The organism is Streptomyces sp. NPDC003032, from assembly GCF_053591415.1.
Genome location: NZ_JBSFTT010000024.1, coordinates 100,705 through 113,423, shown reverse-complemented (window position 1 = coordinate 113,423; position 12,719 = coordinate 100,705). Strand labels below are relative to the sequence as shown.

Here is a 12,719-nt window from a genome sequence, read left to right as displayed (position 1 = left end):
AACCCTGCCAACTCTCCCGCAGTTTCAGACCCGTTGGCCCCGAGGGCAACCCGGGGCACCGCCCTCCCCACGGATGATCCGCCCCGTCTCCGTGATCACCAGACTGAGAGCACCACACAGCGGCGGCACCCCACCGCGCCCCGTCGCCCCCACCGAAACCGTCCCAGGAGCCACCGTGAAGGTCCCCGCCCGCGCCGCGCTCGCCGCGGCCCTCGTCCTCGGCTTGACCGGCGCCGCGGCCGCCCCCGCCCTCGCGCACGCACCGACGCCCGGAGCAGCCGCCGAAGCCGCCCCGACCGGACCCGACAGCAGAGCCCTGCGCGAGGCGATCAGCGGACTGCCGAACGCCGACGCGACCGCCGCCCTCGTCCGCGTCGGCGGCACGCACGGCACCTGGCGCGGCAGTTCCGGCGTCCACGACCTGGTCACGCACCGCAAGGCCGACCCGCACGGCCGGTTCCGCGCCGGATCCGTGACGAAGATCGTGACGGCGGCCGTGGCGCTGCAGCTGGCCGACGAGGGCGAGCTCGACCTCGACAAGCCGGTCCAGCACTACATGCCGGACCTGTTCGAAACGACGAAGGCGAAAGAATTCGCCCCCATCCCCGTGCGCAGCCTCCTCGACTACACCAGCGGCCTCCAGCACGGCGACGGCTTCGACGACGAATACGCCCACCGCTACGACACGTTGGACCCACGGACCGTCGTCGGCTCCGCCATCGCCAAGGGACCCGAGCACGCCCCGGGCGACGAGCAGCACTACCGCAACATCGGCTACACCGTGCTCGGCCTGCTGATCGAGCGGGTCACCGGAGACTCGTACGCCCATCAGGCCCGTCAGCGGATCTTCAAGCCGCTGCACATGCGCGACACGTACTTCCCCGGCGCCGACCCCCGCATCCACGGACCGCACAACCGCGGCTACCAGAAGAGGGAGCGGCCGGACGGGACGACCCGGCTGGTCGACGTCACCGAGTGGAACCAGTTCGACCGCTTCGCGGCGGGCGACATGATCTCCTCCACGGCCGACCTGGAGACCTTCACGCGGTCACTGTCCGGCGGAGAGACCGTGCCGCGCTCGCAGTTGAGTGAGATGTTCACGCTGCCCCGCCTCGCGCCGGGCGTCCCTGAGGCCACCTTCGGTGGTGGGCCGCAGTACATAAAGATCGGCGGCAAGGGGTTCTGGGGCAAGACCGGTTCCCGCTACGGCTACACGAACATCATCGCCACCACCGAGAACGGCTCCCGTACGCTCGTCTACTCGGTCAACGCGACCGACGCGAAGGGTCAGGGCATGAATCCGGTGGCCGAGCGCATCGTGGGGGCCGCGTTGGGGTGAGGCAGGACAAGGACCGAGGACGCGATCCTCACATGGGCGGGCATGATCGCCAACCTCAAGAAGCAGCGGGTGCTCCCGCCGCCTCCCCGCGACAGCTGACGGGTGGCGGCAGGACGTGACGAAGGAAAGCCGAAGGTCCGGTATGGCGTCCGAGTGGGACTGGCAGAGCGGCGAGGGTCTGATCCGTATCGACGACCCCGCCGACTGGGACGCCGCCTGCGAACGCGGCGAGAACCATCTCGGCACGGCAGCCATCGGCCTCGCGTTCCACTGTCCGCTGGAGGAGGCATCCCCCCGCATCCTCAAGGCGATGCGGCTGCCCGACGCCGGCCAGCGGGGGTTCGCCTTCACGGCGGCGGGCACCGCGGCCCGGCTCAACGGTGAGCTGACCCCGGAGCTGTACACGGCGCTGCGCGCGGTGGGCCATCGTGGCGTCGCCGAGAACGCCGTCGACGACACGCTGACGTTCGTGCCGTTCCGCAAGCTGCCGCTGTGGTTCAAGTGGCGCTGGCTCTACACCTCGGTGCGGGGCAGGCTGGACGCATGGCGGCTGACCATCGCCGACGCGGCCGAGGAAGCCTGGAAGGCTGTGCGGCGGCGATGACGGAGCGGGGGCCGGGTGTGGCGTCCGGAGCCATCGGCCTCGCGTTCCGCTGACGTATGTGCGCGACAGGCCGAAGGGCTGGTGGCTGCGGTCCGTGGAGGCGGTCCTGGACGCCTGGAAGACCGTACGGCGCCGCCCTTCCTGAGGCGGCGCCGTACGGTCTTCGTAGGCAGGATTACTTCGCGGACTCCACCGCGTGGCCGCCGAACTGGTTGCGCAGCGCGGCGATCATCTTCATCTGCGGCGAGTCGTCCTGGCGGGACGCGAAGCGCGCGAAGAGCGACGCGGTGATCGCCGGGAGCGGCACCGCGTTGTCGATGGCCGCCTCGACGGTCCAGCGGCCCTCTCCGGAGTCCGCGGCGAAACCGCGCAGCTTCTCCAGGTGCTCGTCGTCGTCCAGGGCGTTGACCGCCAGGTCGAGCAGCCAGGAACGGATGACCGTGCCCTCCTGCCAGGAGCGGAAGACCTCACGGACGTCCGTGACCGAGTCGGCGGCCTCAAGGAGCTCCCAGCCCTCGGCGTAGGCCTGCATCATGGCGTACTCGATGCCGTTGTGGACCATCTTGGAGAAGTGGCCGGCGCCGACCTTGCCCGCGTGGACGTAGCCGAAGTCGCCCTCCGGCTTGAGGGCGTCGAAGACCGGCTTGACGCGGGCGACGTTCTCGTCGTCGCCGCCGACCATGAGGGCGTAGCCGTTCTCCAGGCCCCACACGCCGCCGGAGACGCCGCAGTCGACGAAACCGATGCCCTTGGCCTTCAGCTCCTCCGCGTGCTTCTCGTCGTCCGTCCAGCGGGAGTTGCCGCCGTCGACGACGATGTCGCCCTCGGCGAGGAGGTCCTTCAGTTCGTCGACGGTCGACTGGGTGGGGGCGCCCGCCGGGACCATCACCCAGACCACGCGCGGGCCTTCGAGCTTGTCGACGAGTTCGGCGAGCGAGGCGACGTCGGAGACGTCCGGGTTGCGGTCGTAGCCGACGACGGTGTGGCCCGCGCGGCGGATGCGCTCGCGCATGTTGCCGCCCATCTTGCCGAGGCCGATCAGTCCGAGCTGCATGTCAGTTGCTCTCTTTCGCGGAGGTCGTTCGCGGGGGTCGTTCGCGGGGTCGGGTTCAGGACGTACGGCCGCGCAGGGCGCGGTACGTCGCGACCAGGGACTGCGTGGAGGCGTCGAGGCCGGGGACTTCGGCGCCTTCGGTGAGGGCCGGCTCGACGCGCTTGGCGAGAACCTTGCCCAGCTCGACGCCCCACTGGTCGAAGGAGTCGATGTTCCAGACGGCGCCCTGGACGAACACCTTCTGCTCGTAGAGGGCGATGAGCTGGCCGAGGACCGACGGGGTCAGCTCGCGGGCGAGGATCGTGGTCGTCGGGTGGTTGCCCTTGAACGTGCGGTGGGCGACCTGTTCCTCGGCGACGCCCTCGGCCCGCACCTCGTCGGCGGTCTTGCCGAAGGCGAGCGCCTGGCCCTGCGCGAACAGGTTGGCCATCAGCAGGTCGTGCTGCGCGGCGAGTTCGGTGCCCAGCTCGGCGACCGGCTGCGCGAAGCCGATGAGGTCCGCCGGGATCAACTTCGTGCCCTGGTGGATGAGCTGGTAGTAGGCGTGCTGGCCGTTGGTTCCGGGCGTGCCCCAGACGACCGGGCCGGTCTGCCAGTCGACCGGGCGTCCCTCGCGGTCCACGGACTTGCCGTTGGACTCCATGTCGAGCTGCTGGAGGTACGCGGTGAACTTGGACAGGTAGTGCGAGTACGGCAGGACCGCGTGCGACTGGGCGTCGTGGAAGTCGCCGTACCAGATGCCGAGGAGGCCGAGCAGCAGGGGCGCGTTGGCCTCGGCCGGTGCCGTGCGGAAGTGCTCGTCGACGAGGTGGAAGCCGTCGAGCATCTCGCGGAAGCGGTCGGGCCCGACGGCGATCATCAGGGAGAGGCCGATGGCGGAGTCGAAGGAGTAGCGGCCGCCGACCCAGTCCCAGAACTCGAACATGTTCGCCGTGTCGATGCCGAAGTCCGACACCTTCTCGGCGTTGGTCGACAGGGCCACGAAGTGCTTGGCCACGGCCGCCTCGTCACCGAGGGAAGCCAGCAGCCAGGACCGCGCGGCCTCGGCGTTCGTGATCGTCTCGATGGTCGTGAACGTCTTCGAGGCGACGATGAACAGCGTCTCGGCCGGGTCGAGGTCGCGGACAGCCTCGTGGAGGTCGGCGCCGTCGACGTTCGAGACGAAGCGGAACGTCAGCTCCCGGGCGGTGTACGGGCGCAGCGCCTCGTAGGCCATCGCGGGGCCGAGGTCGGAGCCGCCGATGCCGACGTTGACGACATTGCGGATGCGCTTGCCGCTGTGGCCGGTCCACTCGCCCGTACGGACCTTCTGTGCGAAGAGCGCCATCTTGTCGAGGACGGCGTGGACCTTCGGCACGACGTTCTCGCCGTCGACCTCGATCACGGCGTCACGCGGGGCGCGCAGCGCGGTGTGCAGCACGGCGCGGTCCTCGGTGGTGTTGATCTTGTCGCCGCGGAACATGGCGTCGCGCTGCCCGAACACGTCGGTGGCGGCGGCCAGCTCCTGGAGGAGGGCGAGCGTCTCGTCCGTGATCAGGTGCTTGGAATAGTCGATGTGCAGGTCGCCCACGCGGACGGTGTAGCGCTCGGCGCGGCCCGGGTCGGCGGCGAAGAGGTCGCGCAGGTGCGTGCCGTCGGACTTGGCGCGGTGGTCCTCCAGGGCGGTCCACTGCGGGCGGCGCTTCAAAAAGGGCTTGGTGTCCTTGGTGTCAGGCATGTTGAACGGACTCCTTGGCGCCGGAGGCGTCCCCGTGCAGCGCGACGGCGTACATCTCGTCGGCGTCGAGACGGCGGAGCTCTTCGGCGATCAGCTCGGCGGTCGAGCGGACCTTCAGGGCGAGGGTGCGCGCGGGCTGGCCGGGCAGGGACAGGGTGGCGAGGGGGCCCTCGGGGCGGTCGATGCGGATCTCTCCGTCGGCCGTGCCGAGGCGGACCGCGGTGACGACGGGCCCGGCGGTCGTGACGCGCTCTACGGCGACGCCGAGCCGGGCGCCCAGCCACCGGGCGAGCAGCTCGGCGCTTGGATTGTCGGCCTCGGACTCGACTGCGGCCGACGTGACGTCGGCGCGGGCCTGGTCGAGGGCGGCGGCCAGCATGGAGCGCCAGGGGGTGAGGCGGGTCCAGGCGAGGTCGGTGTCGCCGGGGGCGTAGGACTGGGCGCGGGCGGCGAGGGCGGCCGGCGGGTCCTCGACGGCGTACGCGTCGGTGATGCGGCGGGCGGCGAGCGCGCCCAGCGGGTCCTTGGCGGCGTTCTCCGGCGCGTCGACCGGCCACCACACGACGACCGGGGCGTCGGGCAGGAGCAGCGGCAGCACGACGGAGTCGGCGTGCAGGCCCACCTCGCCGTACAGGCGAAGGATCACGGTCTCGCCGGTGCCGGCCTCGGAGCCGACGCGGACCTCGGCGTCGAGGCGGTTGCCCTGCCGGTCGCGCGGGGAGCGGGCGGTGCGCCGGATGACGACGAGGGTGCGCGAGGGGTGCTCGCGGGACGCCTCCTCGGCGGCCTTGACCGAGTCGTAGGCGTTCTCCTCGTCGGTGACGATGACCATCGTAAGGACCACGCCCACGGCGGGTGTCCCGATGGCCCGGCGTCCTTTCACGATGGCCTTATTGATCTTGCTTGCCGTGGTGTCGGTCAGATCGATCTTCATGGCCTGCGCCAGCTCCGTCCGTCTCGTGCGAGCATCTCGTCCGCTTCCTTCGGGCCCCAGCTGCCCGAGGCGTACTGGGCCGGTTCGCCGTGGGTGTCCCAGTGCTCCTCGATGGGGTCGAGGACGCGCCAGGACTCCTCGACCTCTTCCGTGCGCGGGAAGAGGTTGGCGTCGCCCAGCAGTACGTCCAGGATCAGCCGCTCGTACGCTTCCGGGCTGGACTCCGTGAACGACTCGCCGTACGCGAAGTCCATGGACACGTCGCGGATCTCCATCGACGTACCCGGGACCTTGGAGCCGAAGCGCACGGTCATGCCTTCGTCGGGCTGGACGCGGATGACGATGGCGTTCTGCCCGAGTTCCTCGGTGGCGGTGGAGTCGAACGGGGAGTGCGGGGCGCGCTGGAAGACGACCGCGATCTCGGTGACGCGGCGGCCCAGGCGCTTGCCGGTGCGCAGGTAGAAGGGGACGCCCGCCCAGCGGCGGTTGTCGACCTCCAGCTTGACCGCGGCGTAGGTGTCGGTCGTCGACCGGGGGTCGATGCCGTCTTCCTGGAGGTAGCCGCTGACCTTCTCGCCGCCCTGCCAGCCCTCGGCGTACTGGGCGCGGACCGTGGACGCGGCCAGGTCGTCGGGGAGACGCACTGCCTTGAGGACCTTGAGCTTCTCCATGACCAGCGACTCGGCGTCGAACGCGGCCGGCTCCTCCATGGCCGTGAGGGCCATCAGCTGGAGCAGGTGGTTCTGGATGACGTCGCGGGCGGCGCCGATGCCGTCGTAGTAGCCGGCGCGGCCGCCGATGCCGATGTCCTCGGCCATGGTGATCTGCACGTGGTCGACGTAGCTGCGGTTCCAGACGGGTTCGTACATCTGGTTGGCGAAGCGGAGCGCCAGGATGTTCTGGACGGTCTCCTTGCCGAGGTAGTGGTCGATGCGGAAGACCTGGTCGGGGGCGAACACCTCGTGCACGATCGCGTTCAGGTCCTGGGCCGACCGGGTGTCGTGGCCGAACGGCTTCTCGATGACGGCGCGGCGCCAGGAGCCCTCGGGGGCGTCCGCGAGGCCGTGCTTCTTCAGCTGCTTGACGACCTTCGGGAAGAACTTCGGCGGTACGGAGAGGTAGAAGGCGTAGTTGCCGCTCGTACCGCGCTTCTCGTCCAGCTCGTCGACGGCGTCGCGCAGCTGCTTGAACGCGGTGTCGTCGTCGAAGTCGCCCGGGATGAAGCGCATGCCGTCGGCGAGCTGCTGCCAGACCTCCTCGCGGAAGGGGGTACGGGCGTGCTCGCGCACCGAGTCGTGGACGACCTGCGCGAAGTCCTGGTCCTCCCACTCGCGGCGGGCGAACCCGAGGAGCGAGAAGCCCGGCGGGAGCAGACCGCGGTTGGCGAGGTCGTAGACGGCCGGCATCAGCTTCTTGCGGGACAGGTCGCCCGTGACGCCGAAGATGACGAGCCCGGAGGGGCCCGCGATGCGCGGCAGACGCCGGTCGCGGGGGTCCCTCAGCGGGTTCTGCCAAGCGGTGGTGCTCACTTGGCGTCAGCTCCCTTTGCGGCAGTTCCCTCTGCGTCAGTTCCCTTGTCCGCGAGGCGGTTCGCCACCGTGCCGAGCAGGTCGTTCCACGCGGCCTCGAACTTGGCGACGGCCTCGTCCTCCAGCTGCTGGACGACCTCGTCGTAGGAGATGCCGAGCTTCTCGACGGCGGCCAGCTCCGCGCGGGAGGCGTCGTAGGTGCCGGTGACGGCGTCGCCGTGGATGTCGCCGTGGTCGGCGGTGGCCTTGAGGGTGGCCTCCGGCATGGTGTTGACGGTGCCGGGCGCGGCCAGCTCGTCGACGTACAGGGTGTCCTTGTACGCCGGGTCCTTGACGCCCGTCGAGGCCCACAGCGGACGCTGCTTGTGGGCGCCCGCGGCCTCCAGCCTGGCGGCGCGGTCGGTGGCGAAGACCTGCTCGTACGCCTCGTAGGCGAGCCGGGCGTTGGCGAGGGCGGCCTTGCCCTTGAGCGCCTTGGCACCGTCCGTGCCGACCGCGGCGAGGCGCTTGTCGATCTCGGCGTCGACGCGCGAGACGAAGAAGGAGGCGACGGAGTGGATGGTGGCGAGGTCGATGCCGCGCTCGTGCGCCTTCTCCAGGCCCGCGAGGTAGGCGTCCATGACGGCCTTGTAGCGGTCCAGGGAGAAGATCAGCGTGACATTGACGCTGATACCGAGGCCGATGACCTCGGTGATGGCCGGCAGGCCCGCCTCGGTCGCCGGGATCTTGATCATGACGTTCGGGCGGTCGACGAGCCAGGCGAGCTGCTTGGCCTCGGCGATGGTGGCCCCGGTCTCGTGCGCCAGACGCGGGTCGACCTCGATCGACACACGGCCGTCACGGCCGCCGGTCGTGTCGTACACGGGACGCAGCACGTCGGCGGCGGCACGCACGTCGGCGGTGGTCATCATGCGGACGGCCTCGTCGACGGTGACCTCGCGGGCGGCCAGGTCGGCGAGCTGCTCCTCGTAGCCCTCGCCGGAGCCGATGGCGGCCTGGAAGATCGAGGGGTTCGTGGTGACGCCCACGACATGGCTCTTCTCGATCAGCTCGGCGAGGTTGCCGGACTCGATGCGGGTGCGGGACAGGTCGTCCAGCCAGATGGAGACGCCTTCGTCGGAGAGGGCCTTGAGGCGCGGCGATGAGGGGGTGGCGGGGGCAGCGGGTGCGGCGCTGGTCATGTTCTTCAACTTCTTTCAGGTGTTACGGGAGTCGGGCGCGCGGGGCGTACGGTTCAGGCGCGCATGGCGTACGGACGGGTCAGGCGCGGGCGGCGGCGAGGGATTCACGCGCCTCGGCGGCGACGTTCTCGGCGGTGAAGCCGAACTCGGCGAAGAGGACGTCGGCGTCCGCGGACGCGCCGAAGTGCTCCAGGGAGACGATGCGTCCGGCGTCCCCGACATAGCGGTACCAGGTCAGACCGATGCCGGCCTCGACGGCGACGCGGGCCCTCACGGCGGGCGGCAGGACGCTGTCGCGGTACTCCCGCGGCTGCTCCTCGAACCACTCGACGGACGGCATCGACACGACGCGCGTGGCGATCCCCTCCGCCTCCAGACGCTCGCGCGCCCCGACGGCGAGGTGCACCTCGGAGCCGGTGGCGATCAGGATCACGTCCGGGGTGGCCCCGGACGCCTCGGCCAGGACGTAACCGCCCTTCGCCGCTTCCTCGTTGGCCTCGTACGTCGGCACGCCCTGCCGGGTCAGCGCCAGGCCGTGCGGAGCCGGCTTGTCCGAGCCGCGGCGCAGGATCTCGCGCCAGGCGATGGCGGTCTCGTTGGCGTCGGCCGGGCGTACGACGTTCAGGCCCGGGATGGCGCGCAGCGAGGCCAGGTGTTCGACGGGCTGGTGGGTCGGGCCGTCCTCGCCGAGACCGATGGAGTCGTGCGTCCACACGTACGTGACGGGCAGCTGCATGAGGGCCGACATCCGCACGGCGTTGCGCATGTAGTCGGAGAAGACCAGGAAGGTGCCACCGTAGATACGGGTGTTGCCGTGCAGCGCGATGCCGTTCATCTCGGCGGCCATCGAGAACTCGCGGATGCCGAAGTGGACGGTGCGGCCGTAGGGGTCGGCCTCCGGGAGCGGGTTGCCCTTCGGCAGGAAAGACGACGTCTTGTCGATGGTGGTGTTGTTCGAGCCCGCGAGGTCGGCGGAGCCGCCCCACAGCTCGGGGACGACCGGGCCGAGCGCCTGGAGGACCTTGCCGGACGCGGCGCGCGTGGCGAGCTTCGTACCGGCCTCGAAGGCGGGCAGCGCCTGCTCCCAGCCCTCGGGGAGGCGGCCTGCGAGGACACGGTCGAACAGCTTCGCGCGCTCGGGGTCGGCGGTGCGCCACTCGGCGAGCCGCTTGTCCCAGGCGGCGTGCGCCTCGGCGCCGCGGTCGAGGGCCTTGCGGGTGTGGGCGATGACGTCGTCCTCCACGACGAACGACCGCTCGGGGTCGAAGCCGAGGACGCGCTTGGTGGCGGCGATCTCGTCGGCGCCGAGCGCGGAGCCGTGCGAGCCCGCCGTGTTCTGGGCGTTGGGGGCGGGCCAGGCGATGATCGTGCGCATCACGACGAGGGACGGGCGCTCCGTCTCGGCCTTGGCGGCGGCGAGCGCCTCGTACAGGGCCTTGACGTCGATGTCGCCGTCGGCCTGCGGTGCGACGCGCCGCACATGCCAGCCGTACGCCTCGTAGCGCTTGGCGACGTCCTCGGAGAACGCGGTGTCGGTGTCGCCCTCGATGGAGATGTGGTTGTCGTCGTAGAGGAAGACGAGGTTGCCGAGCTTCTGGTGTCCGGCGAGCGAGGAGGCCTCGGCGGAGACGCCCTCCTCCAGGTCGCCGTCGGAGACGATCGCCCAGATGGTGTGGTCGAAGGGGCTCGTGCCCTGGGGGGCGTCGGGGTCGAACAGGCCGCGCTCGTAGCGGGCGGCCATGGCCATGCCGACGGCGTTGGCAAGGCCCTGGCCGAGCGGTCCCGTCGTCGTCTCGACACCGGCGGTGTGGCCGTACTCGGGGTGGCCCGGGGTCTTCGAGCCCTGCGTGCGGAACGCCTTCAGATCGTCGAGCTCCAGCTCGTAGCCGGAGAGGAAGAGCTGGGTGTAGAGGGTGAGGCTGGTGTGGCCGGGAGAGAGGACGAAGCGGTCGCGGCCGGTCCACTCGGGGTCGGCCGGGTCGTGCCGCATGGCCTTCTGGAAGAGGGTGTACGCGGCGGGCGCCAGGCTCATGGCCGTGCCGGGGTGTCCGTTGCCGACCTTCTGCACGGCATCGGCCGCCAGGAGGCGGGCGGTGTCGACGGCACGCCGGTCGGTTCCGGTCCACTCGAAAGGGCGCTCGAAGGGGTCGAGGCCGTCCGGTGTCTGCGTGCTCATCTGTATGACTTCCTTCGCATCCGTGGTGCATCGACGGTGCCGCGAGGCACCGGTGGTCCGGGCCCAAAGGCCCTGGTCCAGCCACCTACGAACTTAAAGGTCATACTTTTATGGAGGAAGGTGCCCCCGTGTCAGCGTTCGGTGAAAATGGGACACACGCGGGGAGCGGAGACGGCCCTGACCGACGGAGACGCGGGGAACACGCATGACGGAGCGGGACAGCGCACATCCGAGCGCGCATCTGGGAGCCGCGGAGCACATCCGTACCTACCCCTTCGACCCGAGCGCGAGCGTCTCCGGGGTCGGGATGCAGGTCGGCCCGATGGGCACGGACGGCCCCTGGGCGGGCGGCGTCGGCCTCTCGCGGCGCGTGCACCGCATCGACTTCCACGTCCTGCTCTTCTTCCGCGAGGGCCCGGTCCGCCACATGGTCGACTTCACGGAGTACGAGGCGGGGGCCGGCGACGTCCTGTGGATCCGGCCCGGCCAGGTGCACGGCTTCTCGGCGACCGACAGCTACGTCGGCACGGCGCTCACGATGCAGCCCGGCTTCCTGCCGCGCGCGATCGTGGAGGCGACGGGCCTGTACCGCTACGACAGGCCGCCGCTCCTGCACCCCGAAGAGCCCCAACTGGCCGCGCTGGAGGCCTCCTTGGGCCAGCTCCAGCGCGAGTACCTGGACACGGCGACGCTGCCGCTGAGCCTGCACACGTCGGTCCTCCGGCACTCCCTGACGGCCTTCATGCTGCGGGTGGCGCACGTGTCGGCGCAGGCGGCGGCGGACGAGTGCAGACCGCTGCCCGACACGACGTTCTCCCGGTTCCGCACCGCGGTGGAGCGGGGCTTCACGACCAACCACAGCGTCAGCGCGTACGCCGACGAGCTCGGCTACTCGCGCCGCACCCTCGTCCGCGCCGTACGCGCCGCCACCGGCCAGACCCCGAAGGACTTCATCGACCGCCGCGTGATCCTGGAGGCGAAGCGGCTCCTCGCCCACACCGACCTGCCGGCGGGCCGCATCGGAGTGGCCGTCGGCTTCGCGGACTCGGCGAACTTCTCGAAGTTCTTCCAGCAGCGCACCGGAGTGACACCGGCGGGGTTCCGGGCGGAACAGGCCTGAGCGCCTACCGCTCCCCCGCGCCCGGGGCCGACGGCGGCGTCCGTGGGCGCAGCGGGGACTTGGCCGGTGGTGCGCCGCTGACCTGGGTGATGAGGCCGGCGGCGACGTCGCGGAGCTTCATGTTGCGGTTCTGGGAGGCGCGGCCGAGGATCTGGAAGGCCCGTTCGGCGGTGCACCGCTGCTGGCCCATGATGATGCCAAGGGCCTGGTCGATGACGGTGCGGGAGACCAGCGCGGCCTGCAGGTCGGTGCTGAACCGCGTCTGGTTCGCGATCTTCTGGGCGACGCCCAGGGCGCCTGCCGCGTAGCTGGCGAAGACCGCCGCCTGGTCGCGGACCGCCGGGGGAAAGGCGTCCTTCTCGGAGGCGTACAGGTTGAGGACTCCGCTGGTGCCCAGGCCGGGCGGGGTCAGCGGCAGCGCGAGCAGGCTGAGGATGCCGTGTGCCTGCGCGCGGGCGGGAAAGGAGCCGAAGCGTTCCTCGGTGCGCATGTCGGTGATCGCGTGGGCCTCGCCGCTGTGGAGGGTGGCCAGGCACGGGCCTTCGCCGAGGTCGTACTGGTCCTGGTCGAAGCGGTGGACCATGTCGTCGCTGGCGGCGGCGGTGCGCAGACGGTCCTCCGGGTTGAGGGTGATGGAGCAGGACAGCCGCATCGGCAGCAGCTGCGTGGTGAGCCGGACGAGGTCCTGGAGGAAGTCGTCGAGGCGGTCGGAGTCCAGGAGCAGCGCCTGGAGTTGGGCCAGGGCCTGCTCTCCGATGCCGGACGGGTCCGGTGGTCCTTCGGCGGTCATGGTGGGGTCCCCACGACGATGACGGTGTCCCGGATCGCGTACCCACAAGGGAGACCGGCATGACCGGCCGGATTCCCGGACAGGGCTTCACCCGGCGACAGCGATCGGCTACTTTCGAGACGAGGTGCGGTCAGGCAGCGGCTGAGCCCCGGTTCCACACTGCCCGGGAGCAGACCATGACCATGCCGACCCGCCGTGACCTGCCGATGCACGCGTACGTGTGCGAGGTACCCCTGGCCCGATGAGCCCGGACCTGGCCGGAACCGCGCAGCGCC

At 70.7% G+C, this 12,719-nt stretch carries 9 protein-coding genes and 1 pseudogene; 3 read left to right on the top strand and 7 right to left on the bottom strand.

Going from position 1 to position 12,719, the window contains the following annotated elements; genetic code table 11:
* The first annotated feature begins 175 nt into the window (after window positions 1–175).
* Together ACWDZ7_RS29375 and ACWDZ7_RS29370 are read left to right on the top strand one after the other, a co-directional pair.
* Window positions 176–1,339, top strand: a complete 1,164-nt coding sequence (locus ACWDZ7_RS29375) for a serine hydrolase domain-containing protein (RefSeq protein ID WP_451801092.1) — start codon at window positions 176–178, stop codon at window positions 1,337–1,339.
* Between the two features lie 142 nt (window positions 1,340–1,481).
* A complete protein-coding gene (locus ACWDZ7_RS29370) occupies window positions 1,482–1,943 on the top strand; it encodes a hypothetical protein (protein WP_451801091.1) in 462 nt (153 codons plus the stop codon).
* A gap of 175 nt (window positions 1,944–2,118) precedes the next feature.
* Here ACWDZ7_RS29370 and gnd read toward each other — a convergent pair.
* The 6 genes and pseudogenes from gnd to tkt form a co-directional block, all read right to left on the bottom strand.
* Window positions 2,119–3,012: pseudogene (gene gnd / locus ACWDZ7_RS29365) on the bottom strand (phosphogluconate dehydrogenase (NAD(+)-dependent, decarboxylating)); the annotation flags it as partial.
* A 40-nt stretch (window positions 3,013–3,052) separates the two neighbouring features.
* Window positions 3,053–4,714: a glucose-6-phosphate isomerase gene (gene pgi / locus ACWDZ7_RS29360; protein ID WP_451801090.1), complete on the bottom strand. Its 1,662-nt coding sequence runs from the start codon at window positions 4,712–4,714 to the stop codon at window positions 3,053–3,055.
* Window positions 4,707–5,648, bottom strand: coding sequence for a glucose-6-phosphate dehydrogenase assembly protein OpcA (opcA, locus tag ACWDZ7_RS29355; protein WP_451801088.1), 942 nt, complete (start codon window positions 5,646–5,648; stop codon window positions 4,707–4,709). The genes pgi and opcA overlap by 8 nt, the downstream gene beginning before the upstream one ends.
* Window positions 5,645–7,177, bottom strand: coding sequence for a glucose-6-phosphate dehydrogenase (zwf, locus tag ACWDZ7_RS29350; protein ID WP_451801087.1), 1,533 nt, complete (start codon window positions 7,175–7,177; stop codon window positions 5,645–5,647). Before zwf ends, opcA begins: the two co-directional genes overlap by 4 nt.
* Window positions 7,174–8,358: a transaldolase gene (gene tal, locus ACWDZ7_RS29345; protein WP_451801086.1), complete on the bottom strand. Its 1,185-nt coding sequence runs from the start codon at window positions 8,356–8,358 to the stop codon at window positions 7,174–7,176. The genes zwf and tal overlap by 4 nt, the downstream gene beginning before the upstream one ends.
* Before the next feature lie 79 nt (window positions 8,359–8,437).
* Window positions 8,438–10,534, bottom strand: coding sequence for a transketolase (gene tkt / locus ACWDZ7_RS29340; protein ID WP_451801084.1), 2,097 nt, complete (start codon window positions 10,532–10,534; stop codon window positions 8,438–8,440).
* 205 nt (window positions 10,535–10,739) lie between these two features.
* Between tkt and ACWDZ7_RS29335 the strand changes: the two genes are divergently transcribed.
* A complete protein-coding gene (locus ACWDZ7_RS29335) occupies window positions 10,740–11,654 on the top strand; it encodes a helix-turn-helix domain-containing protein (protein ID WP_451801082.1) in 915 nt (304 codons plus the stop codon).
* A 4-nt stretch (window positions 11,655–11,658) separates the two neighbouring features.
* Here the strand turns inward: ACWDZ7_RS29335 and ACWDZ7_RS29330 are convergent, their stop codons facing one another.
* Entirely contained in the window at window positions 11,659–12,444 is a 786-nt protein-coding gene (locus ACWDZ7_RS29330) for a GAF and ANTAR domain-containing protein (protein ID WP_451801080.1), read from the bottom strand.
* Between the last annotated feature and the right edge of the window lie 275 nt (window positions 12,445–12,719).